Raw genomic sequence first — 25405 nt, 5'->3', positions numbered from 1 at the left:
GATCTCGCAAGGTGACTGAAGCCGTGCCAGCACCGCGCAAGTACGACCAGAAGACCCGCGCCCGCGCCGTGCGGATGTGTCGGGACCGCATCCGTGATCTCGGCGAATCGAAGCTGACCGCCCGCCGCGCCGTGGGTGCGGTGCTGGACATCGACCCGGCCACCCTGCGCAACTGGGTCGAGCAGCAGGGGATCGACACCGGCCCGTCCCGGCGTGATGACCGAGTCCTCCGACGAGCTCGAGGCGCTGCGCCGGGACGTCACCGAGCTGCGCCGGATGAACGAGATCCTCGAGACCGCCTCGGCGTTTCTTCGCCGCGGCGGAGCTCGACCGCCGACTGCGCTGATCTGCGACTACATCGCCGCCCACGCCGACCGCTTCGGGGTCGAGCCGATCTGCCGCGTGCTCACCGAGCACCGGATACCGATCGCCCGAGCACCTACTGCGAGCGCATCCAGCGCCCGGTCAGCCCCGCGGAGCTGGCCGACGCGTACGCCGCGAACACCCTGGTCGACCTCTACCGGGCCAACCGCGGCCTCGACGGGCTGCGCAAGCTGCAGCACGCCGCCCGCCGCGCCGGGCACCCATGCGGCCGTGACCAGGTCGGCCGGCTGATGGGCGTCGCCGGTCTCGACGGGGTCCGGCGCGGCCGCCGGTCGACGAGGACGACCACGCGGGACCAGTCGGCGCCGCGGCACCCGGACGTGGTCGACCGGGCCTGGGCCACGCCGTCCCGGCCAGACCAGCGGTGGGTCGCAGACCTCGCCTACGTGTGGACGCTGGCCGGGTTGGTCTACGTCTACTTCGTCAGCGACGTCCACTCCCGCCGCATTCTGGGCTGGCGGGTGTCGTCATCGAAGACGACCCGCTGGTCACCTCCGTGCTGGAGCAGGCGCTGTTCACCCGCCGCTGGGCACCACCGCCTTCACCGCCACGGGCCTGGTCCATCACTCCGACGCCGGCTCGTGCCAATGCACGTCGCCGGCCCTCACCGAGACGCTGACCGAGGCCGGCATCGCCGGCTCCATCGGCCCGGTCGGCGACGCCCTGGACAACGCGCTGATGGAGTCCACCATCGACCTCTACGAGACCGAACTCATCGACCGGCAGCAGTCCTGGACCGGCCGCGCACAGGTCGAGCGGGAGACCGCCGCCTGGGTCCACCGGTGCAACACCGAACTTCTGCACTCGGCGATCCGCCTATCGACCACCGGGCGAGTTCGAAGACCACTACCGTGACATCCACGTCGCCCCGGACCTCGAAGCGGCCTGAACCCAGCGTCCGCCAGATCCAGGACGGTTCATCGTTCAGCTGACCGGCAAGACCTCGGCGACGTCCACACAGAACCCGTCGAGCAGTTGTTGGCACACCCTGCGCATCCGCGGGCCGTCCATGCTGTGCGAGCCGAGGATGACCTGGATCGCCAGCCCGTCGATGAGCCCGATCAGCATGTTCGCCTGCACGACGGGATCGGCCCGCACGATCAGGCCCTGGTCATGTCCGTCGCGAATGATGCTGGCGACGATCGAACGCCAGTCGCCATACACAGCGTCGTTGAGAACCTGGAGGTCAGGCTCCTGAATCGCCTCGACCCACAGCTCTGCCCAGACCCGCCACGCCTGGACCGTCTCCGGCCCCTCAGGCACATAGGAGTCGACGAAGGCGCGAAGCTTCGTGACCGGGTCGCCGTCGCCGTGCAGGATCACCTTTCGGCGTTCCAGGGAGTTGCGGAAGTTGAACTCGAAGGCCGCGTGCAGCAGGTCGCGCTTGGTGGGGAAGTAGTAGTGCACCGTCCCGGTGGAGCTCCCGATCGCCGCGGCTACGTCGGCGACGCGCAACGATCGGAAGCCCTGGTCAGCCACGACTTTGCACGTGGCGGTCAGGATCTGTTGGCGTCGTTCCGCTTCGGCGCTGGGTCGCCCCACGTTTCCTCCTGGAGGTCGCGTCGTGGGTCAATATTAACTGACTCGACAGTTAAATGCGCTCCGCCAACACCACCACCCCTCTCCAGGGACGCCCCGGGGCCGGTCTGCAGGCCACGGCCGTTTCACGATCGTCCATGGGTCGTCGAGGGCGTTGGCCGGCAGTGGTGATCGGCGGCGTGATGGTCCCGGGATGAGCAACGGAGCCCCGATAACACGAGGTGTCCGCTCACAGACGCCTGGCCACCGGAGCTCCGTTGTCGTCTCATCCTGCCATCGCCGAGTCGGCTTTCACTGCGTTGGTGGCGGCGAGTCCGCCGACGGGCGCCGATCGGCTCTACCGGCTGCCGGACGGCGCCGATCCGGACGCGGCGGTCGCGATGGTGCATCCGGCCGCGACCGCCCGCCTGGCTCTCAGCATCCACGCCGGTCTGCGGGGCGGCGAGACCGTGTACGTAGCCGGAGGTGCCGGCCACGTCGGCAGTGCGGCGATCGTGCTCGCCGCGCGGGCCGGCGCCCGGGTGATCACCGGCGCCGGTGCCGCGGACCTCGACCGCTGCCGTTCGTCGGGACCGCCGTCGTGCTCGACTACCGCGACCCCCACCTCGTGCAGCGCATCGAGCAGGCCGCTCCCGATGGGGTGGACGTGCACCTGGACACCCCCGGCCCCCTCGACCTCGACGCGGCCGTCGGCCTGCTCGCCCGCCGGGGCCGCATCATCGCCATGGCCGGCTTTGCCGCGCGCCCGGCGCTGCCCGTGGGCGGGCTCTACGGCCGCGACGGCCGGATCGTCGGATTCGCCATGAGCAACGCCAGCAGTTCCGAGCTCGCCACTGCGGCGGTCCGCGTCAACCAGCTCCTCGCCGACGGCTCCCTCAACCCCCGCCGGGTCGAGGTGCTGCCCTCGAGCGCGGCCGCCGAGGCCCACCGGCGGCTGGAGGCCGGCCAGGCCCACGGCGTCCGTCTCCTCCTGCGACCGGCACGCGCCTCTCCGGGCTCCCTGCAGCCGTGACCACCGCTCTGTCCGACGGCACCCGTTCCGGCGGGCGCAGGCCACCACTCTTCGGTTCTGCCGGTCAGAAGAGGAAGTACCGCTGCGCCATCGGCAGGTCCGTGGCCGGTGCGTGCTCGATGAGCTCGCCGTCGATGCGGACGCTGTAGGTGTCCGGGTCGACGTCGATCCGGGGCCTGGCGGTGTTCTCCGGCAGGTCGTCCTTGGTGCGCCCGCGCACGCTCTCGACGGGGACCAGCGGCCGGCGGGTGACCAGCCGGTCGGCCAGGCCGTCCTCGATGGCGGCCGCGGCGACGAACGCCACGCTGGTGTCCGCGGCCGCCGGGCTCTTCGCGTTGAACCCCAGGCGCGGCAGCACCGGCTGCGGAGTCGGCACCGAGGCGTTCGGGTCTCCCAGGGCGGCGAGGGCAGCCATGCCGCCCTTGAACACCATGAACGGCCGGATACCGAACAGCCCCGGCTGCCAGAGCACCAGGTCGGCCATCTTCCCGGCCTGGACCGAGCCGACCTCCCGCTCCAGCCCATGGGCGATCGCCGGACAGATCGTGTACTTCGCGACGTAGCGCCGGGCGCGGTGGTTGTCGGCGCGACCGTCGCCGGGCAGTGCGCCGCGCACGTGCTTCATCCGGTGGGCGGTCTGCCAGGTCCGGAGCACGACCTCCCCGATCCGGCCCATGGCCAGCGCGTCGGAGGACATGATCGACAGCGCGCCGAGGTCCTGCAGCACGTCCTCGGCCGCGATCGTGCCGGCGCGCACCCGGCTCTCGGCGAAGGCCAGGTCGTTGGGCACCTGCGGGTTGAGGTGGTGGGCGACCATCACCATGTCCAGGTGCTCGGCGATCGTGTTGTGGGTGAACGGTCGCGTCGGGTTGGTCGAGGCCGGGAGCACGTACGGCTCGCTGGCGATGCGGATGATGTCCGGTGCGTGGCCGCCGCCGGCGCCCTCGGTGTGGTAGGCGTGGAACGTCCGGCCCTTGACGGCGGCCAGCAGGCTCTCCACGAACCCGGCCTCGTTCAGGGTGTCGCTGTGGATCGCGACCTGCACGCCGGACTCGTCGGCGACGCTGAGCGCCGCGTCGACGGCGGCCGGGGTGGCGCCCCAGTCCTCGTGAACCTTGAACCCGCCGGCCCCGCCACGCAGCTGCTCCCACAGCGCCTCGTGAGAGACGGTGTTGCCGCGGGCCAGGAACAGCACGTTCACTGGCCACGGGTCGAACGCGTCCAGCATCCGCTGCAGCCACCACGCACCCGGGGTCGCCAGCGTGGCCTTGGACCCCTCCGTGGGGCCGGTTCCTCCGCCCACCACGGTGGTGGTCCCCGCGGCGAGCGCTTCCTCGAGCATGTCCGGGACGATGTAGTGCACATGGGTGTCGATCGCGCCGGCAGTGAGGATCAGGCCGTTGCCCGCGGTGATCTCCGTGGACGGGCCGATCACCAGGTCGGGGTGGACGCCGTCCATCGTCTCGGGGTTGCCGGCCTTGCCGAGCGCGACGATCCGGCCGTCCCGGATGCCCACGTCGGCCTTGATCACCCCCCAGTGATCCAGTACCACTGCACCGGTGATGACCAGGTCGGGGGTGCCCTCCGCGCGCGTCGTGCGGGACTGGCCCATCGACTCCCGGACGGACTTGCCGCCGCCGAACACCGCCTCGTCCCCGCCGGCGCAGCGGTCCTCGGTGACTTCGATGAACAGGTTGGTGTCCGCCAGCCGGATGCGGTCACCGGTCGTCGGTCCGAAGGAGGCGTCGTACTCCGCCCGGCTGATCTCACCCACCGAGCTCTCCTCCGCACTCCCCACGGAGCCCGGCCACGATCCGCTGGCCTCCGATCGGGATCAGCTCCACCTGCTCGGCGGCGCCGGGCTCGAAACGCATGGAGCCACCGGAGAGGACGTTGAGCCGACGTCCCCAGGCTGCCTTCCGATCGAACTGCAGGGCCGGATTGACCTCGGCGAAGTGGTAGTGCGAACCCACCTGGACCGGCCGGTCGGCGGTGTTCTCCACCCGCAGGGTGAGCACGTCCCTGCCCGCGTTGATGACCACCGGGTCGTCGCCGTAGAGCACTTCCCCGGGGATCAGCGGCTCGTCGCGGTGCGGCTCGTCCCCGGTGTAGTGGCGCCGCTCCGCCTGCCGCTCACCGGTGCCCGGGCGCCGCGGCATGCTCGGGTTGTTCGATCCGCTGTGCGGGTGCCGGTCCGGCTCCGCACGGCGCGCCCGACCCCGGCCGCCGGGGTCGTCACTGGGGTGCTCTCCGCGGCGCGTCATGGGATCGGCGCCGTGACGGTGATCAGCTTCGTGCCGTCCGGGAACGTCGCCTCCACCTGCAACATCCCCAGCAGCTCCGGGACCCCTTCCATCACGTCGTCCCGACGCAGGACGTCCCGCCCGGCCTCCATCAGGTCGGCGACCGTCCGGCCGTCCCGGGCGCCCTCCAGGAGGAACGAGGTGATGAGCGCCGTGGCCTCGGGCAGGTTGAGCTTCAGGCCCCGGTCCCTGCGTTCGGCGGCGAGCTTGGCCGCTGTGTAGATCATCAGCCGCTCGCGCTCGTGCAACGTCAGCAGCATCCGCCACCCCTCGGGAGAGGACGACCCTGCCGGCGGACGTCGTTCCGACTCGCGTGCTGCCGGGAACGGCCGTTCCACCTGCAGGTCTCACGCTCGGTTGCCGGTTCTGGGCCCGCTCACCATGCCAGACCGCAGTCAGCGCCGCTAGAGCAGCGGCGACCCCGGCTGGGTATCCAGGTCTCCTCGATGGGTAGACAGCCCGCAGGCGCTGACCTCGGTGGGCGCCGGCGACGGAGAGGCAGGACCCGCATGCGTGGCGGTCAGCGGACGAGGGGGAACCGAGTCATGGGACACGTCAACGGGCGGCTGGTGCACATCACGACGGGATGCCTGCTGCTGGTGGCGTCGGTCGGCGTGACGGCCTGCGGGGAAGAGGCGTACACCCGCGCTCCCGACGTCGAGGCCTCCGTCGGGGACATGGAGCTGCGCGACATCCAGCTCGCGCCTCCGCCGGAAGGCGTCTACGAGGGCGGCAGCGCAGCCAGGCTCGAGTTCGCGATGGTCAACACCGGCAGGGAGGAGGATCAGTTGGTCGGCGTGTCCGGCCCTGACTTCGCCGGGGTGGTCGTCGACGGAGCCCCAGGCAGCTCGTCCCTGCCGATTCCCATCCCCCCCGGTGAGACGGTCTTCTCCGGTGGCCCCACCGGACCTGTGCTCATCCTGACCGGAATCGACGAGACCCTCCGGACCGCCGAGTCCATGCCGGTCACCTTCACCTTCGAGAACGCCGGCGCGGTCACCGTCGATGCGGTGGTCAGCGCCCCGCTCCGGCTGACGGTCGACCGGTACCTGCGCGAGCAGCGACAGCTCCTCAACTGAACGGAGGTGGACACGGGCCTGCTGCCCAGGTCGTCCCCGGTCGGAGGGACCGCCCCGACCGCATCCGGCGAGGATGCAGCGTGAGGAGAACCCGAGGGTGTTCACGGTGCGACGAGGATGTCGGTCATGTCGCGGTACTGACCTGCCCGGGCGGAGAGTTCGGCGTGCGTGCCGGCGTCGACGACGCATCCGTGCTCGATGACGTACACCTGGTCGGCGTCGCGCAGGGTGGTCAGGCGGTGGGCGATGACCAGGACGGTGCGTCCGGCGGTGAGCCGAGCCAGGCCACGCATCACGTAGGACTCGCTGATCGCGTCCAGCCCGCTGGTGGGTTCGTCGAGCACCACGATTGGGGTGTCAGCTGCCAGGGCGCGGGCGATGGCGATGCGCTGTCGCTGCCCGCCGGACAGTGATGCGCCGCCCTCGGCGACCTGGGTGTCGTACCCGTGCGGGAGGCGGTCGGCGAACTCGTCGACGTAGGCGGCGTGTGCGGCGGCGAGCAGCTGGTCGCGGCTGGCGTGGGGGGCGCCGTAGGCGATGTTGTCGAGGACCGTGCCGGAGATCATCAGTGGGTCCTGCGGGACGACGGCGATCTGGCTGCGGACCGAGCGCAGCGTGAGGTCGCGGACGTCCTGTCCGTCGAGGAGCACCTCCCCCGCGGTGACGTCATAGAGGCGGGGGACGAGGCTGGCGATGGTGGATTTGCCGGCCCCGGTCGGTCCGGCCAGCGCCACGACCTGGCCGGGCCGGGCGTGCAGGGACACGTCGTGCAGCACCGGGCCTCCGGGTTCGTAGGCGAAGGAGACCCGCCTGAGTTCGATGTCGCCGTGCAGCGGCGGAGCCGGCGCAGCGCCGGGGCGCTCGGAGATCACCGCGGTGGAGTGCAGCACGTCGTCGATGCGCTCCGCCGCGGCCTGGGCCTTGCTGATCGTCGAGGACAGCCGGGCCAGGGCCTTCATCGGGGCGTACACCTGCTGCAGGTACGCCAGCAGCACGAGCAGGACGCCCAGGCTGAGCTGTCCGCGCAGCACCAGGGTGGCGCCGACGAACAGCACGGCGGCGCGGCCGGCCTGGGCGATGACCTCGACGGCGGCCGGCAGGCGGGACTGCAGGTCGACCTGTCGCAGCCCGGCGTCCAGCCGGGCCTGGGAGTGGGTGCGGAACCGCTCCAGACCGCGGCGTTCGGCGGCGAAGGACTGCACCAGGCGGATCGTCGACAAGGTTTCGGTGACGTGGCTGGAGACGCGCCCCTCGTGGGTGCGTGCCTCGCGGGAGGCCTGCTTGATGGCGCCGCGGTAGTGCCGGACGACGGCGTACAGGGCCGGAGCGACACACAGCAGCAGGACGGCGAAGACCGGCTGGATGAACACCGCCACGACGACGATGCCGACGAGCAGGGCGAGGTTGGGCAGCAGGGTGCTGAAGGCGGCGACCAGCAGCGCCTGGATGGCTGCCACGTCGCCGGTCAGCCGGCTGGCGAGGTCGCCGACCCGCTGCCGGTCGTGGAAGGCCAGGGACAGCCGCTGCAGGTGCGCGAAGATGTCGGTGCGCAGGTCGGCGATGATCCGTTCCCCGACTCCCTGCAGCAGCCTGGACGACAGATAGGTGCCGAGCGCGACCAGCGCGGCCAGCGCCACCAGGGCCAGGGCGCAGGCGGCCAGCACGGCTGTCGGTGAGTCGGCGAGCGGGCCGAGCAACGCGGCGAGCAGGCCGTCGGGAGCGCGCTGCTGGAGCACGTCGTCGACCACGACCTTCAGAGGCCACGGCAGCGCCAGCTCGATGGCCGCCACCACCAGCACCATGACGCCACCGGTCACCATCGGAGTTCGGTAGGGGCGCAGGGTGGAGCCGAAGCGGCGCAGGAGCTCAAGCACGGGTCACCCCTTCATCCCGCGGCGTCGTCGACACCCTCTCGGGCCGCAGGCCATGGCCGCCCTCACCACACTCCGGACGCCGCGGCCATCGTGCCGGTCGGCTCGGCCGGCGTGCCTGGATGCAGGTGGCCGTCGACGGCGGCGATGAGCGCCGGACCGGTGCCGTCGTCGACCGGGCCGGTACCCAGGACCAGGTGCAGGTGCCGGCCACAGCCGTCGACCCCACCGACCAGGGCGTGTCCGGTGGTCGGGCTGGTGCCGATCAGCGAGCCGGTGTGTTCGGCCGGGTCGTGCGCGACCCACGCGTCGACCGTCGCGGTGCGAGCGCCCCACCACGTCCGGCCGTGGATGGGGCTCGTGGCGTTGCGGCCGGTACGCAGGAGGGCGGGGTAGTCCGGGGACAGCGCGACCGTCGTCCGCAGTTCTCCCGGCAGACCGCTGCGTCGAACGCAAGCCACCAGCGCGGTGCCGTCTGCCGTGAGGAGCACCTGCTTGGTCAGGCCCCGGTCGGGGCCGGGCTCGACGTCGATCAGTTCCACGACCGCAGTCTGGGCGGTGACCTCGACCCGGCCCAGCTCGTGCCGGTGGGTCTCGGTGCCGAGCACGGCCAGCGCGCCGGGATGGTTCGGCGGCGCCTGCATGTGCTGGTGCAACTCGGTCTGGAAGTTCCAGTGGTCGGCCGGGTTGCCGACCACGACCACCGCCCGCGACGTCCCGTCGGGATCGGTGTCGCGGCGCACCAGCAGGCTCAGTCGTCCACCGTGCCGGGGCGAGAGCACGGCGAACAGCCGGTGGCTGCTGAGGACGAGCTCGTCCTCGCCGTCCCCGTCCACGTCGGTGACCAGGACCCGCAGGCCGTGCGCGATCCGGTCGGCGGCCCACCGGGCGGCGGCGAGCACGGGCAGTGCGTCGGCGGCGTGTGCGGCGGTCGTCAGCACCCACGGGGCCGGGGCACGTCCGCCGCCGACGTCGGGGTCCTGCCAGGCGGTCTCGTGGCGGCCCAACAGCACCAGCCGCTCGGCCAGCGCGCACAGCCCGGGATCGGCGCCGTCCTGTTCGGCCTGTTCCACCGCGGCCTCGACCCGGTCGAGGCGCTCGGCAGAAGGGCGCCACCGCGGGTCGTCGCCCCAGCGGCCGTAGTCCTCCCCGGCGCCGTACTGGTGCGCCAGCTCGTAGTAGGCGCCGGCCTCCACCGGGATCTCCGGCGTGGGAACGACCCGGTCGCACCAGTCGTCGAGCGCGACCGGCTGCAGCGCCTCGCTGCGGGCCAGCCAGCGCAGGAACCGGGCGTACCGTTCCAGCCCCTGCTCCCACCCGGCGACGCCGGCGACTCGCTCGAGGTCGTCGGCGAACACCAGCAGCGATCCCTCGGGGGCCCGGTGCGCGTCCGCGGCGAGCTCGGTGAGCAGCCGCAGGTGGTCCGGGTCGTGCGGCGGCACCAGATAGCGCAGGGAGGAGGCGATCGGGACGGCGACCAGCCCGTCGCCGTCGGCGATCCGGTACGGCGCCAGCGACCCCAAGTGCAGCTGCCCGCGGATGGTGGGGGGAAAGCCGTCGCTGAACCAGCGGTAGGGGCCGGCGGCATCGAAGGCCTCCCGTGTGCTGCCCGGGTAGCGGCCGTCGCTCAGGGGGTGTGCCAGCCGGTCGTCCAGCAGCACCCGCTCGTAGCGGACGCCGGTGGCGTCGGCGTCCCGCAGCGGCGGCGCGCATGCACCGGTGGCCCACACCCGCTCGGGCACCCACGCCGTCTTCAGCCGTCGCCGGGGCACCCCGAGCAGGTCCTCGGCCAGGTCGTGGAACGCCCGCAGCTGCCGACGGTTGTGCCGCGCCGAGGCCAGCGGCATCACGTTCTCCCCGTAGGTGCCGCCGACCAGGGTGACCAGACCGCTGGCCAGGTGCTGGCGCAACCGGGCCAACAGGGCGGGCCGGTGCCAGGCGATGGCCTCCAGCACCGGGCCGGAGATGTGCAGCGCCGCCGGGATGCCGTGGTCGACGTGCAAGGACAGGACCGCGTCGTAACCGGACGCGGTGGTGCTGATCCCGTCGCGGTCTGGGTACCCGTCGGTGATCACGAACTGGTTGGCGTGATGCACGAAGGCGATCGGGGCGGCCGTCACGACGTGGGCTCCTGTCCGGTGGTGAGGGCGGAGAAGGTGGCGGGGACGCCGCCGGCGAGCACCGCGATGGCGACGCCCAGCCAGCGGTCGAGCAGGTCGGCGCGGCCCGTGCGGTAGGTGATCAGCTCGAAGTGCAGGCTCTGCACCAGCGCACGGGCGACCTCCGCCGGGACCGCCTCGGCGTCGGTGCCGCCACAGGCCGTCCAGCGTCGCCAGAACGCCAGGCCCGCGGCCGCTCCGGGCTGGAAGGAGCCGGTGCGCATCCACGAGACGACCAGCAGCTGGCCCAGGGCGTATCCGGCGTCGTAGGCCGGCCGGCGCAGCCCGGCTGTGTCGAGGTCGATGGCGGTGACCGTCAACGGACCACCGGCCGCCAGGTGGAGGTTTTCCGGGTGCAGGTCACCGTGGGAGGCCACCAGTCCGGTACCAGGCGAGCTCGGATCGCCGTACAGCCGGCCGTGGGCGGCGTCGGCGACCCGGAGGAGTCGATCGGCGGAGTCGGGGTACCGATCGGCGAGCCGGCCGCTCTCGCGGCGCAACTCCTCGCCCGCGCGGTAGCCGGTGCGGTCGGGCAGCGCGACCGGCAGCGCCTGCAGCGCGGTCAGCCAGTCGGCGGCGGCGACCGCGGCGACGTCCCGGTCCGCTGCCGGAGCGAGCAGCCAGTCCGTCCAGGCGGCTCCGGGCGCCACCTCGGTGACCAGCGTGCGGTGCGTGCCGGACCATCCGGGCGCCGGCGTGACCGCGAACCGGCCCGGCGGGGCGAAACCCGCCTCGGCCAGGCGCTGCAGCCAGCGCCGGGTCCACGCGCCCCGGTCATCGGAGTACTGCTTGAGCACCAGCCCGGGGCCGGCCCTCATGTCGAGCACGGCCAACCGCTTCGGTCCGCCGCGCAGCACACGAACCCCAGCGGTCTTCCCGACCAGGGCCGGGACAGCCTCGGCTAGGACGCCGCGCGCCCACTGCATGGCCTCAACGGTGGGTGCCCCGTCGAACTCGATCCGCGAGGTCACTTCCCCGCCCGACTGACCGGACGTGGTCACCAGCTGTCGGAGGTCGGGCCGGGGCTGGCGTTGCGAACGGGCCACCATGTGTGCACGCGCTCCTGCGGTCGTCACCGGATTCGTCGTCTACGACGCTGCGCGACCCGGATAAGACCTGCCTTGGCGCTGCTTTACAGATTTCTCATGTCGATCGCCCGGGACGGGTGCCAGCGGCACCCTGGAGCTGAGAGTCGTCTCATCTCCGGCTTATCGGGCCGCAAGCTCTGTGGAGGAGGCTTGGCGGCATGACTCGTCGCCGAACGGCTGCGCTCCTGGGGGCGACGCTGCTGCTCTTGGCTGCCGCGTGGGCGCTCGGTGGAGCGGTGCTCGACCACCCACCGGCAGATCTGGGCGGCGTGGTCGTGGTCGGTCCCGCCGGAGACCGGCCGAGCACATCCGCGGTCGCTCCCCCGATCGGCCCATCGACCCAGCCGGACGACCCGGGAGCGGTCGATCCCGCACCGCCTCCGCCTGGGACCACCGCCACGGCTCCGACCACCGCGCCTCCCATCCCGCCCTCAGCACCGCCGGGAGCCGCCAGGGTGACCGGCGGACCCGCGCCGACAGCCGGGGACGACGACGATGACGACGACGGCATCGACGACGGGGGCGCCGGCAGTGGCGTCGACATCGACGACGGAAGCACCGACGACGGCACCGACCCTGACGACGACGGTGCTGACGACGACACCGACAGCTGAATCGACGTGTCCGACCACACCGCGCCGCGCGCCGCAGGTCCGAGCGCGCGCAGTCGGATCATCGGCTGGATGATGCTGCTGGTGGCGCTGGCCCTGAGCGCGGAACTGGTCATCGCCGCTCGCGTGCTGACCGAGCGGGCCGAGGCCGAACTGGACCAGGAACTGGTTCACGAAGGCGACAAGCTGCGCGACTACGCGGAACGAGCCGTGGACCCGGCCACCGGCGAGCCTTACCGCGAGGTTCGGAACCTGCTTGCCGGCTACCTCGCGGAGGCCGTTCCCGACGCCGACGAGACGCTGTTCAGCCTGGTCGACGGCCGTCCCGCACACCGCGCCCGCGCCGAGCCGCCGGCCCGGCTGGACACCGACCCCCGATTCGTGTCCCGCATCGCCGGTCTGAGCCAGCCGGAGTCCGGAACGGTGGCCAGCGCTGCCGGCCCGGCCCGGTACGCCGTCTTCCCGGTGCGCCTGGAGGGTGCCCCGGACACCGGCGCCCTGGTGGTGGTCGAGTTCGCCGCGCCGGTCGAGGAGCGGGTGGCTTCGACGGTCCGGGTGCTGGCGGTGGTCAGCTTCGTGGCATTGACCCTGGCGGGCCTGGCGAGCTGGCAGGTCGCCGGCCGGGTCCTGGCCCCGATCCGGACACTACGCCGGACCGCCGAAACGATCCGCGAGTCCGACCTCGACCAGCGGATCGTCGTGACCGGCACCGACGACGTCGCCGCCCTGGCGCACACCTTCAACGAGATGCTCGACCGTCTGCAGAGCGCCTTCGCCGGCCAGCGCCAACTCCTGGACGATGCCAGCCACGAGCTGCGCACGCCGATCACCGTGATCCGCGGCCACCTCGAGCTGATCAGCGACAAACCAGCGGAACGCTCGCGGACCCTCGCCCTCGTGCTCGACGAGCTGCACCGGATGAACCGTCTGGTCGACGACCTGATGCTGCTGGCCAAGGCCGAACGCCCCGACTTCCTGGACCTCTCCGAGGTCGACGTCACCGACCTGGTGATGGAGGTCCTGGCCAAGGCCAGCGCGCTGGGCGACCGGCAGTGGACGGTGTCCGACGCGGCCGAGCAGACAGTGCTCGCCGACGGCCAACGGCTGACCCAGGCATTGATGCAGCTGGCCGCCAACGCGGTACGCCACACCCGGCCCGAGGACGCGATCTCGATCGGCACCACGGTGGTCGACGGCCGGCTCCGGCTCGGCGTCAGCGACACCGGCACCGGCATCGCCCCCGAGGACTGCGCCCGCATCTTCGACCGCTTCGCCCGCACCGGACACCGCGGTGACCGCGGCCGCCGGGGTGATGGGGCCGGCCTCGGCCTGGCCATCGTTGCCTCGATAGCCCACGCCCACGGCGGTCGGGTACTGCTGGACAGCACACCGGGGAAGGGCTCGACGTTCATCCTCGACCTGCCGCTGGTGCCGGCCGACGGCCACCACCACGACACGGCAACCGCGGCCACCGGCCGATCCGAGGCGCGCCGGTGAGCCGCATCCTGGTCGCCGAGGACGAACCGCGCATCGCCTCGTTCCTCGAGAACGGCTTGCGCAGCAACGGGTTCGTCGTCACCGTGGTCGCGGACGGGGAGTCGGCCTACCAGTACGCCCGCACCGGCGCATTCGACCTGATGGTGCTCGACCTCGGGCTGCCGATCACCGACGGTTTGACCGTGCTGCGATTGCTGCGCGCCGAGAAGATCGACCTGCCCGTGGTCGTGCTGACCGCCCGCGACAGCGTCGCCGACACCGTCACCGGCCTGGAAAGCGGCGCCGACGACTACATCCGCAAGCCCTTCGGCTTCGACGAGCTGCTCGCCCGCGTCCGGCTCCGGCTCAGGGGTCCGGGACGGGCACCGGAACCCACGATGCTGCGCGCCGGTGACATGACCCTCGACCTGCGCACCCGCAGGATCCTGGTCGACGGCGGGACCGCAGAGGTAGCGCTGACCGCCCGCGAGTTCGCCCTCGCCGAGGTGTTCTTCCGCCATGTCGACCAAGTTCTGACCCGCGAACAGCTGCTCAGCCATGTCTGGGGACTGGACTTCGACCCCGGCTCCAACGTCGTCGAGGTCTACGTGCGCTACCTGCGCCGGAAGCTCGGTGACACCCGGATCGAGACGCTGCGTGGAATGGGCTACCGGCTGCACTCACGCCGCCGATCCACCATGGAAGGCTGAGCAGCTTCCCATCGGGGAAACCGCTCGACGCGGTATCCCCAGCTTCCAAGCACGCCGCTCTCGCCTTCAGCCTCGGCACGCTGTCGGATCTGCGGCTGACCGGCATGACGGGGGTCGACGTTGGCTGCGACTGTTCGGCGCGTTACCCGGCATGGCGGTGCGGCCGAGCCCGCCGTGCACGCCGCCGCGAAGTCGGCGGCAGCACCGCTACGCCGTCGCTCTCCGCAGGTCCGCGCAGTGAGAGCAGTGCAGGGAACTGCGGCCGTCGGCGCTGCCCCTGCCACCCCTCATCCCGTGAGGCGATCGAGTCCGACGTCCAGGCTGCGGCGCAGCGAGAGGTTGTCGGTGGCGACCGCGCTCACGAGCGCCGCCGGCCCGTTGAGCGGGAGGACGGCGCTGTCGCCGTCGAGCGCAGCGGCGGGTGGCGGGTCATCGGACCAGCGGGGGTCGACGACGAGGAGCGTTCCCAGTGCCCGTCGTCCGCCGGTCACCGCGGGGCTGCCCCAGCCGGGGGCGCCGGGTCCGACGCTCAGCTGCTGGTTGAGCAGCGGCCGGCCGTCGAGCCGGACCCGCAGGTGTTGGTACACGGTTCCGGGCGACTCGCGGTGCCGGCCCAGCAGCAGCTCCTCCCTGAGCAGCAGACGAGCGCCGGGGTCGAGGTCGACCCGGATGTCGCTGCGGTGGCGACAGCCGTGCGCGGCGATCACCGGCTCCGGAATCCAGACGAGGGTGGCTCCGGAGCAGACGTGGACGGTGACCCGGGTGCTCGACTGCTCGCCGCCCGGGCCGGGGAGCAGCAGGGTCGCGGACACGTCGCGCAGTACCAGGGTGCTGTCCCGCCCGACGTCGACGCGCAGGACCAGCTCGTCCCCGCCGACCGGGCCGGCTGCGCCAGCGGCCAGGCAGACCCGGGCGACATTCGCGGCTCCGTCAGTCCACGGCTCGGGCCCCTTGGGAAAGGTGGGCCGCAGCATCAAGGGCGATTCCGAGCGCAGCGTGGTGATGCGACTTCGGCCTCTGCCATCGGTCCGCTGGATGTAGTCCGTGGCCAGTTCGGCTCTGGCGCGCATCACTCCCGGCTGCTGGCGAGGCAGGCCCGCACCCAGGCGGCCACCGGAGCGGCGGTGGGGTCCTCGGTCAGGGACAGGAAGATCGTCGGCAGCTCGCCGCGCTGGGCCCGGGCGTCGCGGTCCATCACCGACAGGTCGGCACCGACGCGGTCGGCCAGGTCGGTCTTGTTGATGACCAGGAGATCAGCTCGGGTCACGCCCGGACCGCCCTTGCGCGGCACCTTGTCGCCACCGGCGACGTCGATCACGTAGATCTGGTGGTGGACCAGGCCGCGGCTGAACGTCGCCGTGAGGTTGTCCCCGCCGCTCTCCACCAGCAGCAGCTCCACCCCCGGCAGGCTCTCTTCGAGATCCTCCAGCGCCTCCAGGTTGGCCGAGATGTCGTCGCGGATGGCGGTGTGCGGGCAGCAGCCGGTCTCGACGGCGCGGACGCGCTGCTCGGGCAGGACGCCGTTGCGGAGCAGGAAGTCGGCGTCCTCGGTGGTGTAGATGTCGTTGGTTACCACGGCCAGGTCCACCTCGCTGCCGAGGGCGCGGCACAGCGCGGCGACGAGCGCGGTCTTGCCCGATCCGACCGGGCCGCCGATGCCGATCCGCAGCGCCCGGCCGGGGGTGCGCGGCAGGGTGCCGGCGGGATCGGTGTGCGGGTGTGGGTGCTCGTGGTCGGCATCGGCGAGATCGTGGTCAGGAAGCAAAGAGACGCACCTCCCAGGTGGCGTGCTGTTCTGCGGCGAGGTCGAGCAGCGGAGCGCTGTCGGCTGGTAGGTCGGCGGGGTCGCCGACGGCACAGCTGTCGGCATCGGCGGCGATCCGGTCGAGCATCGGCCCCAGCCGCGCCAGGGCGGCGTGGGTCGCGAACGGGTCGAGGCCGAGCAGCCGGACGGCGGCGGTGGCCGGCCCGACCACCGCGTCGTGGACGGCGGCCAGCGCGGCTGCCCTGGGCGGCAGTCCGGCAGCCGCGCAAGCGGCGCCGAGCACCAGAGGATGGTGCGGGCTGGTGCCGATCTCGTCCCAGCAGGGGTGCGGCCGGATCACGCGGACGGCGCGCAGGAGCTGGCGGCCCAGCTTGCGCGAGGTCGCCCGCAGCGCCGGGGAGGGCATGCGGGCGTCCAGCTCCGCGTCGAGGGTTCCCAGGTCGGCGACCTCACCGCGGATCACCCTGGCGCACGCCGCGGCCGCGAAGGCGGCCGCCACCGTTCCGCTGGTGGCGGCGCGGCCGCGGAGGAACCCCTCCAACGAGGCCACGTCGTGCACCCGGCCGGCGGCTACCGTCGCCTCGAGCCCGCCGGAGTGGGCGTGTCCCCCGGCCGGAAGGCGACCGTCGGACAGCAGCAGGAGCGCCGCGGCCGCGTCGGCCCCTGTCGCCTCCGCGGCGCCCGTGCCGGCCATCAGAAGAGGAAATAGCGCTGGGTCATCGGCAGGTCGGTGACCGGCGAATGGTCGACCACCTCGCCATCGATGCGCACCTGGAAGGTGTCCGGGTCGACGTCGATCTCCGGCAGCGCATCGTTGAGCGGGAGGTCGGCCTTCGTCCGGCCGCGGACGTTCTCCACCGCCACCAGCCGCCGGTGCACGTCGAGCCGGTCCGCCAGGCCGTCGTCCAGGGCCGACGGGGAGACGAACGCGAGACTGGTGGCCTGCGCGGCCCGCGTGTGCGTGTTGTAGCCGAGCCGGGCGAGCACCGGTTGCGGGGTGGGCACCGAGGCGTTCGGGTCCCCCAGCATGGCCATCGCGGCCATGCCTCCCTTGAACACCGAGGTCGGCTTGACGCCGAACAGCGCCGGCTCCCAGAGCACGAAGTCGGCCAGCTTGCCGACCTCGATCGACCCGATCTCGCGTTCGAGGCCGTGGATCACGGCGGGGCAGATCGTGTACTTGGCGACGTAGCGGCGGGCCCGGTGGTTGTCGGCCCGGCCGTCGCCCGGCAGCGGGCCGCGCAGCTCCTTCATCACGTGGGCGGTCTGCCAGGTGCGCAGCACCGTCTCCCCGAGCCGGCCCATCGCCTGGGCGTCGGAGGACATCGCCGAGATCGCGCCGATGTCCTGGAGGACGTCCTCCGCCGCGATCGTCGTCGCCCGGACCCGGCTCTCGGCGAACTGCAGCTCGGCCGGGACCTTCGGGTTGAGGTGATGGGCGACGAGCACCATGTCCAGCTGCTCGTCCGCGGTGTTGACCGTGAACGGCCGCGTGGGCGTCGTCGAGGAGGGCAGCACGTGGGCCTCGGCGGCGATGCGGATGATGTCGGGCGCGTGCCCGCCGCCGGCGCCCTCGGTGTGATAGGCGTGGAACGTCCGGCCGGCGGCCGTGCGCAGCAGGTCCTCGACGAAGCCCGCCTCGTTCAGGGTGTCGCTGTGGATCGCGACCTGCACGCCGGACGCGTCGGCGACCCTCAACGCGGCGTCGATCACTGCCGGCGTGGCGCCCCAGTCCTCGTGGCACTTGAAGCCCGCGGCTCCGGCGCGCAGCTGCTCCCACAGCGCGTCCTCCGAGACGGTGGTACCGCGGCCCAGGAACGCCACGTTCACCGGCCACGGATCCATCGCCTCGAACATGCGCTCGAGCCACCAGGCGCCCGGCGTGGCCAGCGTCGCCTGCGAGCCGCTGGTCGGACCGGTGCCGCCGCCGACGATGGTCGTGATGCCGGCGTCCAGCGCCACCTCGGCCATGGGCGGGGACACCAGGTGCACGTGGGTGTCGATCGCACCCGCGGTCATGATCAGCCCCGTGCCGTTCATGATCTCCGTGGACGGCCCGACGACGAGATCGGGGTGCACGCCGTCCATGATGTCGGGGTTGCCGGACTTGCCGACGGCGGTGAAGCGCCCGTCCCGGATGCCGACGTCGGCCTTGACGATGCCCCAGTGATCCAGGATCACCACGTTGGTCACGATCAGGTCGGGCGTGCCCTCAGTGCGTGGGGTGTGCGACTGGCCCTGGGACTCACGGCCGGACTTGCCGCCGCCGAAGACGTTCTCGTCGCCGCCGACGCAGTGATCCTCCTCGATCTCGATGACGAGGCTGGTGTCGGCCAGGCGCAGCCGGTCGCCCGTCGTGGGGCCCAGCGTCGCCACGTACTCCTGGCGTTCGATCTCAGCCATCGAGCGGGCCCGCGCACTCGCCGCGGAAACCGGCGGCGATGCGCCGCCCGGCGAACGGGATCAGTTCGATCTCCTGGCGAGACCCGGGATCGAAGCGGGTCATGCCCCCGGCGATGATGTTCTGCCGTCGTCCCCAGGCGGCCTGTCGGTCGAAGGAGAGTGCCGGGTTGGCCTCGGCGAAGTGGTAGTGCGAGCCCACGGTGATCGGCCGGTCCGCCGTGTTGACGACGGTCACCGTGACGGCCTCGCGCCCGACGTTGATCTCCATCGGCCCCTCGCCGTAGAGGATCTCGCCGGGCGTGCCGGGGCGGGCCGAGGAGTCGGCACCGGGATGGGTGATCGCGATCGCGCCTCCCTTGCCCGACCCCAGCGGGACGTCCTTCCCGCTGCCGGGACGCGTCCTGGACGGCGGCGGCATCGGGCTCGCCATCCGGCCGGCCAGCTTCGCCAGTCCCGGGTTGCGCTCCGCCGCGTGCTGCGCCCAGGCCAGCGCGCGACTCGTCAGCGACTGCCCTGCCCCGCCGGGCTGCTGCATCCGGTTGGACAGCGTGTCCTTGACCCGCTGACCGAGCCGGTTCACTGGATCGGCTCCGGCAGAGTGATCAGCTTGGTCCCGTCGGGGAAGGTCGCCTCGACGTGCAACTGGGCCAGCATCTCCGGAACCCCGTCCATCACGTCCTCGCGGGTGAGCACGTGGCGGCCGTCGTTCTGCAGGTCCGCTTTGCAACGCCCGTCACGGGCCCCTTCCAGCAGGAAGGCGGTGATGACCGCGGTGGCCTCGGGGAGGTTGAGCTTGAGACCTCGGGCCTTCCGCTTGAGTGCCAGCTCGGAGGCGGTGAAGATCAGCAGCTTCTCCCGCTCCTTGAGGGTCAACAACATCCTGGTCTCCCTCCACCGACCTACCGCCTCTGCGACCTCGGCGACTTCGAGAGGTCAGGGCGCTGGCGTGGTCAGCGTCACACAGGTCGTCCGAGCACGCCCGCTGTGCACCGGCTCGTCGTCCCACCGGTCGGCTGGGGCCGAGGCGGCGCGCAGACCGGTGGGCTCTCGACCTGAGGGAGCTACACGGGCGGCGCGCCGACGCCACTCGTCGGCATCAGCCGGCCCTGGTGGCGTCGTCTTCGCCGGGACGGTCGGTCCGGGGCCGGACGATGACGACCGGGCACTGCGCTTCGCGCGCGACGTCCGTGGCGACCGAGCCGAGAACGAGGTCGGCGAGCCGGCCGTGGCCGCGCGAGCCGACGACGACGAGATCGGCGTCCCGGGACGCCTCGACGAGCACGCGACCCGGCCTGCCGTGCACGGCATGGAGGCGCAGCTCGGGAACCCGGTCCCGCAGCGACGCCCACGCGGCGTCGAGCTCCCGGATCACCGCCTGCTCCCAGTCCTCCAAGGGAGGGATGTAACCGACCTTCCAGGAGCCGGGCTGGGGAGCGGTGGTCATCTGCCAGCAGCGGACGACGTGCAGTGGGGCGCCACGCCGGGCGGCGTCCTCGGCAGCCCAGAGCACCGCATCCCGGGACGCCGCTGAACCGTCGTCCCCGACGACGACGCCGGTGACGGACCGCAGGTTCTCCTCCACGCCCGGGGCGCCGACGGAATCCGCGACCGCGTCGGTGGTGGAACCGGTCGACCCGTTGCCGGTCATGATCGTCTCCTCTGCGCCAATGACCGCAGGAGCTCGTCTGCGGCACCCGACGCCGACGAAGCCATCGTAACACGATATGTTTCCACCGTGGCAGGTGACGAGGGACCGTCGGTCGGCAGCCGCAGGTCCGGGTCGGACGACGAATCGCCGGACGGAGGCCGGCTGACCAAGGAGGACTTCGAGGCCTTGGCCCGATTCCGGTTCGGCATCCGCCGCTATCTGCGCTTCAGCGAAGAAGCGGTGCGGCAGCACGGCCTCACCCCGCAGCAGTACCAGCTCATGCTGGCGATCAAGGGGTTTCCGGGGCGGGACTGGGCCGTCGTCCGGGAGCTGGCCGATCGACTGCAGTTGCGCCATCACAGCGTCGTCGAGCTGGTCACCCGGGCGCAGCGACAGGACCTCGTCCGCCGGATGCCGGACCCGGACGACGCCCGCGCCGTCCGGGTGGCGTTGACCGGCGAGGGCGAGCAGCTCCTGGGTCGACTCAGCGCCCTGCACCGGGACGAGCTCCGGCGCATGGACGCCGCCCTGGCGCTCCCCCGCTGGCACTCGGGCGACTGAGGAGACCGGCCACCGCCCGTCGGAGAAGAGCGTCGACGGCTACCTGTGGGGCACGACCTCGACCGTGTCCCGCCGTCGAGGGGACGGCGTCATGCCGACTTCGCCGATCCCGAAATGTCCTGGGCTCGCCCGGCCACCGTCCCGGTACCGCCGGCGAGGGCCATCGCCTCGGAGTAGAGCCGTTCGTAGGCCGTGGCCATCGACGCCGGGGCGAACCGGCGGCGGGCGGCGGCCATGCAGGCAGCCGGGTCGAGCTCGTCGAGTCGGCCGACGGCGCGTGCGAAGCCGGCCTCGTCCTCGGCGAGGAACCCGGTCACTCCGGGCTCGACGAGCGAGGGCAGGCAGCCGCGGGCCATCGCCACGACGGGCGTCCCGGCGGCCAGCGCCTCGCAGACCGCTGTGCCGCCCGGCTCCTCCCAGTCGATCGGGAAGAGTGCGGCCTGCGCATACCGCAGCAGGTCGTCCTTGGCCTCTCCGGAGACGTTGCCGATCCACCGGGCGGTCACACCGTCCAGCAGCGGTGCCACCTCGTCGAGGAAGTAGCGGACGTCGACGTTGCCGTGCAGGTGCGCCGCCGGGTCGGCCAGGTTCCGGCGCAGGGACGCCTCGTCCGGGCGTCCGGCCACCGGCCCGGCCAGCACCACCGGCAGCCCGGCCTGCCGCGCCGCGCGGACCGCGACGGCGGTGCCCTTGAGCGGCGTGATCCGTCCGAGCGCGACCACGTCCGGACGGCGTTCGGAGGGTGCCGCCGGCCGGGGATGCCGGCTGAGCGGCACCGCCAGTGGGACGGCGCCGAGGGTCTGGCGCCGCAGGAGTTCCGGTCCGCGGGCGACCTGAGCGGCGGAGACGCCGGCGTAGAACACCCGGCCTCGGCCGTCGAAGCCGGCCCAGAAGTCGGCGTTGCGGTGCAGGTCCCAGTGCAGCGTGGCCAGCACCGGCGGGCCGCTCCGGCCCAGTGCTCCCAGCACGGCCGGGCCGACGACCTCCACGTGCGTGTGCACGATGTCGAACGGCTGCCCGGCGGCGGCGTGCCGCCCGATCGTGTCCAGCACGACCTGCTCGTGGGCGTGGGCGATGCCGACCACCCCCGGATAGGGCGCGGCCAGGCGGCCGAACTGCCCGGTGGGGAAGGCCGCCACGCGCTCCTCCACCGGGAGGTCGCTCTCCCCCACGGTGGCCAGGACCACGCTGTGTCCCCGACGGCGCAACTCGGTCGTCAAGGTGGCGACGACGTTCTCCACCCCGCCGTACCCCCCGGGTGGCACCGCCAGCCACGGCCCGGCGTCCATGAGGATCTTCACGCCGACCGCCCCAGCCGGGCCTCCCTGGCCGACCGGCGGGCGGCGTAGGCCGGCACCGTCCGCATCGGCGGCCGCTGGCGCACGCCGACGTCCCAGGTCACCGGCTCGACCTCCATGCCGGTGCGCACGTACTGCATCAGGGCGTCGTTCCGGACAGCGATGTCAGGACAGCGCGCCAAGGCGGTCTGCAAGATCTGTCCGGCCATCCGGCCCAGTGCGGCGTCGGACTGATGGGTGTGCTGACGGGTGCCCAGGTCGACCTGCGCGAGAGCGTCGATGCCGGCCACCTCGGCCAGGTCGACCAGCAGGCCCAGTTCGACGCCGTAGCCGGAGACGAACGGCACCTGTTCCAGCAGCTCCCGACGCCCGGCGTACTCGCCGGACAAGGGCTGCACGAAGCCGGCCAGCCCCGGCCACAGGGCGTTGAGCAGCGGCCGCGCGAGCAGCTCGGTCACCCGGCCCCCGCCGGTCGGGATCATCCCCTCCGCCGTCGTCAGCGGGCGGTCGTAGAGCGCCTTGACGTACCCCACGGATGGGTCGGAGAGGAGTGGACCGAGCAGACCGACGACGAACTGGGCGTCGAAGGCGACCAGGTCGGAGTCCACGAAGACGACGAGGTCACCATCGGTGGCGTACAGGGACTTCCACAGCGCTTCGCCTTTCCCCGGGACCTGTCCGTGGGACGGGAGGAGGTCGTCCACGGTGATCACCCGGGCACCGGCCGCGGCGGCGACGGCGGCCGTGCGGTCCGTGGAGCCGCTGTCGGCCACCACCAGCTCGTCGACCAGCGGGGTGCGCTCCACGAGCTCGCGGCGGATGGCCGAGACGATCGCGCCGACCGTGCGTTCCTCGTCGAGCGCCGGGAGCACCACGCTGACCGTGACGCCCCGGCGGCGCTTGGCCTCGCACAGGGTGGCCGCGTCATAGTCGGCGCCCACATAGGTCCGGCGGCTCAGCCACCGCGAGACATCGGTCTGCACAGCCCACACTCCAGTCGCTGGTTCGGGATCCGTTGCCGGCCGCATGGCGCCGGGGATCTTCGTCGTTCGCGCGGACGCCGGCCGTCGAGAAGTCGTCCGATCGGTTCATGCCCCGCGCGGGTCGCGCACCCCCGGTGAACGTCGTCACGTCGGCCCGAGGGGAGTGCTCAAGACCAGGTCCTGCTCCGGCCAGGGCGAGGGCCCGCCGACCCGGTACGAGCCGGTCGGCGGGCCCTCGCGCGCTCCTGTGGATGTCAGCTGCCGGCCGGGGTGACGCCGAACATCAGCACACGCCGACCGACGTCGTAGTGGACGGTGCCGGTGTTCGCCAGCAGGTCCTGGAGGACGTCGGCGTCGTCCCGGTCCACGGTCAGGACCTCTTCCCAGGCACCCTGGTCCAGCACCAACTGCAGGGTGAAGGTGCCGGGCTTCCCGGGCTCACCGGCCACCCAGCTGAACTGGTAGTGGCTGAGCTGGCGCACCTTCACGCTGTTGTCGGTGATGGGCTGAGATACGTCAGGCACGGGTTCTCCCCTCGTCAACAGCCGCACGTCCGCACGGCTGCCCTGGCCCCTACCCACGCCCTTCGGTCACATGCCAGCGACTCGCTGCGCATCGGCCTCGCCCCAGCGGGCGGTGCACGGGGGCCTGACCGGTGTGTCGGCAGGCTTCGCCGTCGATGCCCGTCGCTCCGACGGGTTCGGCCCGGCGGAACGACATCGGACTCAAGCCGCAGCTGCGGCATGCCGACAGAAGGCGCAGTCGATCGCGACGGCCGGGCACCTGCGCGCCGATGCGCGAACGGACGTGCCGCATACCGGCACCGAAACCGAGACCGAGGCGAGGAGTTGGAGTTGTTGGGATTCAGGGACCGCCGTCAGGCGCTGGAGGGCGACGCGGAGGTCGTCGAGGCGCGCGCCAACGTCGACGCGGTGACCGCCGTGGTGAAGGCGCTGGCCGACGCTCGGACGTCGGAGGAGGCGGTGCGCATCGCGCTGGACCTGGTGCGGGAACGCTTCGATTGGGCCTACGGCTCCTACTGGCGGATCGATCCGGTCGGGAACGCGCTGCGGTTCGTGCAGGAGTCGGGCGACGCGGGCGAGGAGTTCCGGCGGGTCACCCTCGCGGCGTCCTTCCGGGAAGGCGTGGGCCTGTCCGGGCGGGCCTGGCGGTCCCGTGACCTCGTCTTCGTCCCCGACATCGGCGAGGTCCGCGACTGCGTTCGGGCCCCGGTGGCACAGCGCGTCGGGGTGCGCAGCGGTGTCTGCTTCCCGCTGATGGAGGACGGCAGAGTCACCGGGACGATGGACTTCTTCGCCACCGAGACGCTGTCGCCGTCCGCGCAGCGGCTGGAGACGCTGCGCCGCATCGGGCAGCTGGTGTCCCAGGCGATCGAGCGGGTGGCCACCGGTGAACGGCAGGCGCAGGCGGCCGAGGACACGGCGGCGGTCAACAGCGTGCTCCGGGCGGTGGCCGGGGCACGGACGTTGGACGAGGCGATGTCGCAGGCGCTGGCGACGATCCGTCAGGGCTTCGGGTGGGCCTACGCCTCCTACTGGGCGATCGACCCGGCCGAGCGGGTGCTGCGCTTCGCCACCGAGTCCGGCGATGCGGGCCGGGAGTTCCGCGAGGTCACGCTCGCGGCCTCCTTCCAGGAGGGCGTCGGCCTGTCGGGGCGGGCCTGGCGCACGCGGGACCTGGTGTTCGTCGAGGATCTGGCCGAGGTGACCGACTGCGTCCGCGCCCCGGCCGCCCAGCGGGCCGGTGTCAAGTCGGGCGTGTGCCTGCCCATCCTGGTCGGCGGCGAGGTCGTCGGCACCATGGACTTCTTCGCGACCACCACGCTGACGCTGTCGGCCGGTCGGGAGGATGCCCTGCGCAACGCGGCCTTCCTGCTCGGCCAGGCCCTCGAGCGCTTCACCGCGGCGAAGCAGCTACGGACCGCGGGCGAGCAGCTCCTGCAGTCCATCACCGAGGTCGAGCGCAACGTGCTGTCGGCCGCCGCGGTGGCCGGTGACGGCCGGCGGCTGACCGACGAGGCCAACCGTGAGGTGGCCGAGCTCGGCGGGGCCAGCGCCGACATCGGCAAGGTCGTCAAGGTCATCCGGGGGATCGCCGACCAGACCAACCTGCTCGCCCTGAACGCCACGATCGAGGCCGCCCGGGCCGGCGAGGCCGGGCGCGGGTTCGCCGTGGTGGCCGGCGAGGTCAAGGAGCTCGCCGCCGAGACCGCCCGGGCGACCCAGGACGTGGACACCAAGGTGAACGCCATCCAGGGGCAGGTCGAGCGCGTCGTCGACGCTCTGGCCCAGATCAGCGCCGTCGTCGGGCAGATCGACGAGACCCAGCAGCTCATCGGCGGCGTCCTGACCGAGCAGACCGCCGTCACCAGGGAGATCCTCGGCTGACCACAGCTGCAGCCGCGCCTCGTCCCCCGTGCGCCCTTGTATCGCTCCGAGTGGGGTTTGTGGCTCTTCCCGGGCGGAGATGGGCTCGGTGAGGCCGATGAGACGGG

General features: G+C 72.3%; 24 protein-coding genes and 1 pseudogene. 8 read left to right on the top strand and 17 right to left on the bottom strand.

The genetic code is table 11. The annotated features are described in order from the left end of the window. Nucleotides 1-23: 23 nt before the first annotated feature. Nucleotides 24-1273 (top strand): annotated as a pseudogene (locus E4P41_RS03125) (IS3 family transposase). Nucleotides 1274-1308: 35 nt separating this feature from the next. On the opposite strand, the gene E4P41_RS03120 reads toward E4P41_RS03125, so the two are convergent. Further along, nucleotides 1309-1926 carry a TetR/AcrR family transcriptional regulator gene (locus tag E4P41_RS03120; protein WP_135139416.1) on the bottom strand — a complete coding sequence of 206 codons (618 nt, stop codon included), beginning with the start codon at nt 1924-1926 and terminating at the stop codon, nt 1309-1311. 577 nt (nt 1927-2503) lie between these two features. On the opposite strand from E4P41_RS03120, the gene E4P41_RS21890 reads away from it, so the two are divergent. After that, nucleotides 2504-2935, top strand: a complete 432-nt coding sequence (locus E4P41_RS21890; RefSeq protein WP_167760893.1) for a zinc-binding dehydrogenase — start codon at nt 2504-2506, stop codon at nt 2933-2935. A 64-nt stretch (nt 2936-2999) separates the two neighbouring features. On the opposite strand, the gene E4P41_RS03110 is transcribed toward E4P41_RS21890, so the two are convergent. From E4P41_RS03110 to E4P41_RS03100, 3 genes are all read right to left on the bottom strand, one after another. Beyond that, nucleotides 3000-4709, bottom strand: coding sequence for an urease subunit alpha (locus E4P41_RS03110; RefSeq protein WP_135139414.1), 1710 nt, complete (start codon nt 4707-4709; stop codon nt 3000-3002). Further along, complete coding sequence (locus E4P41_RS03105) at nt 4702-5094, bottom strand: urease subunit beta (RefSeq protein ID WP_135139413.1); 393 nt, start codon at nt 5092-5094, stop codon at nt 4702-4704. The genes E4P41_RS03110 and E4P41_RS03105 overlap by 8 nt, the downstream gene beginning before the upstream one ends. 101 nt (nt 5095-5195) lie before the next feature. After that, nucleotides 5196-5498 carry an urease subunit gamma gene (locus E4P41_RS03100; protein ID WP_135139412.1) on the bottom strand — a complete coding sequence of 101 codons (303 nt, stop codon included), beginning with the start codon at nt 5496-5498 and terminating at the stop codon, nt 5196-5198. Nucleotides 5499-5783: 285 nt separating this feature from the next. On the opposite strand from E4P41_RS03100, the gene E4P41_RS03095 reads away from it, so the two are divergent. Continuing rightward, nucleotides 5784-6317, top strand: coding sequence for a copper chaperone PCu(A)C (locus E4P41_RS03095; protein WP_135139411.1), 534 nt, complete (start codon nt 5784-5786; stop codon nt 6315-6317). 101 nt (nt 6318-6418) lie between these two features. Here the strand turns inward: E4P41_RS03095 and E4P41_RS03090 are convergent, their stop codons facing one another. The 3 genes from E4P41_RS03090 to E4P41_RS03080 all read right to left on the bottom strand — a co-directional run bounded on the left by E4P41_RS03090 (nt 6419) and on the right by E4P41_RS03080 (nt 11273). After that, the gene (locus tag E4P41_RS03090) at nt 6419-8191 is read right to left on the bottom strand and encodes an ABC transporter ATP-binding protein (protein ID WP_135139410.1); all 1773 of its coding nucleotides are present in this window, start codon (nt 8189-8191) and stop codon (nt 6419-6421) included. 62 nt (nt 8192-8253) lie between these two features. Beyond that, nucleotides 8254-10308, bottom strand: coding sequence for a hypothetical protein (locus E4P41_RS03085; protein WP_135139409.1), 2055 nt, complete (start codon nt 10306-10308; stop codon nt 8254-8256). Next, nucleotides 10305-11273, bottom strand: coding sequence for a phosphotransferase (locus tag E4P41_RS03080; protein ID WP_167760892.1), 969 nt, complete (start codon nt 11271-11273; stop codon nt 10305-10307). The genes E4P41_RS03085 and E4P41_RS03080 overlap by 4 nt, the downstream gene beginning before the upstream one ends. A 617-nt stretch (nt 11274-11890) precedes the next feature. On the opposite strand from E4P41_RS03080, the gene E4P41_RS21885 reads away from it, so the two are divergent. From E4P41_RS21885 to E4P41_RS03070, 3 genes are read left to right on the top strand one after another with little or no spacing between them, the layout of a single operon-like run. Continuing rightward, complete coding sequence (locus E4P41_RS21885; protein WP_167760891.1) at nt 11891-12049, top strand: hypothetical protein; 159 nt, start codon at nt 11891-11893, stop codon at nt 12047-12049. 6 nt (nt 12050-12055) lie between these two features. After that, nucleotides 12056-13543, top strand: a complete 1488-nt coding sequence (locus E4P41_RS03075) for a HAMP domain-containing sensor histidine kinase (protein ID WP_209307511.1) — start codon at nt 12056-12058, stop codon at nt 13541-13543. Next, nucleotides 13540-14232: a response regulator transcription factor gene (locus E4P41_RS03070; RefSeq protein ID WP_135139406.1), complete on the top strand. Its 693-nt coding sequence runs from the start codon at nt 13540-13542 to the stop codon at nt 14230-14232. Before E4P41_RS03075 ends, E4P41_RS03070 begins: the two co-directional genes overlap by 4 nt. A 287-nt stretch (nt 14233-14519) precedes the next feature. Here the strand turns inward: E4P41_RS03070 and E4P41_RS03060 are convergent, their stop codons facing one another. The 7 genes from E4P41_RS03060 to E4P41_RS03030 all read right to left on the bottom strand — a co-directional run bounded on the left by E4P41_RS03060 (nt 14520) and on the right by E4P41_RS03030 (nt 20048). Further along, nucleotides 14520-15302: an urease accessory protein UreD gene (locus tag E4P41_RS03060; RefSeq protein ID WP_167760890.1), complete on the bottom strand. Its 783-nt coding sequence runs from the start codon at nt 15300-15302 to the stop codon at nt 14520-14522. Then, nucleotides 15302-15997, bottom strand: coding sequence for an urease accessory protein UreG (gene ureG / locus E4P41_RS03055; protein WP_280659026.1), 696 nt, complete (start codon nt 15995-15997; stop codon nt 15302-15304). Before ureG ends, E4P41_RS03060 begins: the two co-directional genes overlap by 1 nt. Further along, complete coding sequence (locus E4P41_RS03050; protein ID WP_135139404.1) at nt 15987-16691, bottom strand: urease accessory UreF family protein; 705 nt, start codon at nt 16689-16691, stop codon at nt 15987-15989. The genes ureG and E4P41_RS03050 overlap by 11 nt, the downstream gene beginning before the upstream one ends. Beyond that, nucleotides 16691-18400: an urease subunit alpha gene (locus tag E4P41_RS03045; protein ID WP_135139403.1), complete on the bottom strand. Its 1710-nt coding sequence runs from the start codon at nt 18398-18400 to the stop codon at nt 16691-16693. Before E4P41_RS03045 ends, E4P41_RS03050 begins: the two co-directional genes overlap by 1 nt. Then, nucleotides 18393-18689: an urease subunit beta gene (ureB, locus tag E4P41_RS23770; RefSeq protein ID WP_348536454.1), complete on the bottom strand. Its 297-nt coding sequence runs from the start codon at nt 18687-18689 to the stop codon at nt 18393-18395. Before ureB ends, E4P41_RS03045 begins: the two co-directional genes overlap by 8 nt. Nucleotides 18690-18976: 287 nt before the next feature. After that, nucleotides 18977-19279, bottom strand: coding sequence for an urease subunit gamma (locus tag E4P41_RS03035; protein WP_135139402.1), 303 nt, complete (start codon nt 19277-19279; stop codon nt 18977-18979). 217 nt (nt 19280-19496) lie between these two features. Then, on the bottom strand, nt 19497-20048 hold the full coding sequence (locus E4P41_RS03030) for a universal stress protein (RefSeq protein ID WP_135139401.1): 552 nt from the start codon (nt 20046-20048) through the stop codon (nt 19497-19499). 87 nt (nt 20049-20135) lie between these two features. On the opposite strand from E4P41_RS03030, the gene E4P41_RS03025 reads away from it, so the two are divergent. Continuing rightward, nucleotides 20136-20609 carry a MarR family winged helix-turn-helix transcriptional regulator gene (locus E4P41_RS03025; RefSeq protein ID WP_209307509.1) on the top strand — a complete coding sequence of 158 codons (474 nt, stop codon included), beginning with the start codon at nt 20136-20138 and terminating at the stop codon, nt 20607-20609. 89 nt (nt 20610-20698) lie between these two features. Here the strand turns inward: E4P41_RS03025 and E4P41_RS03020 are convergent, their stop codons facing one another. The 3 genes from E4P41_RS03020 to E4P41_RS03010 all read right to left on the bottom strand — a co-directional run bounded on the left by E4P41_RS03020 (nt 20699) and on the right by E4P41_RS03010 (nt 23414). Further along, nucleotides 20699-21910 (bottom strand): glycosyltransferase, encoded by a 1212-nt coding sequence (locus E4P41_RS03020; protein WP_135139400.1) that lies wholly within the window; start codon nt 21908-21910, stop codon nt 20699-20701. Next, nucleotides 21907-22935: a glucosyl-3-phosphoglycerate synthase gene (locus tag E4P41_RS03015; protein WP_280659016.1), complete on the bottom strand. Its 1029-nt coding sequence runs from the start codon at nt 22933-22935 to the stop codon at nt 21907-21909. Before E4P41_RS03015 ends, E4P41_RS03020 begins: the two co-directional genes overlap by 4 nt. Before the next feature lie 209 nt (nt 22936-23144). Then, on the bottom strand, nt 23145-23414 hold the full coding sequence (locus E4P41_RS03010; RefSeq protein ID WP_135139398.1) for a hypothetical protein: 270 nt from the start codon (nt 23412-23414) through the stop codon (nt 23145-23147). Nucleotides 23415-23747: 333 nt separating this feature from the next. On the opposite strand from E4P41_RS03010, the gene E4P41_RS23545 reads away from it, so the two are divergent. Then, the gene (locus E4P41_RS23545; RefSeq protein ID WP_280659014.1) at nt 23748-25298 is read left to right on the top strand and encodes a GAF domain-containing protein; all 1551 of its coding nucleotides are present in this window, start codon (nt 23748-23750) and stop codon (nt 25296-25298) included. Nucleotides 25299-25405 lie beyond the last annotated feature (107 nt).

The sequence above is a fragment of the Geodermatophilus sp. DF01-2 genome (assembly GCF_004571065.1).
Taxonomy (GTDB): domain Bacteria; phylum Actinomycetota; class Actinomycetes; order Mycobacteriales; family Geodermatophilaceae; genus Geodermatophilus.
This window is presented reverse-complemented; position numbering and strand designations above follow the sequence as displayed.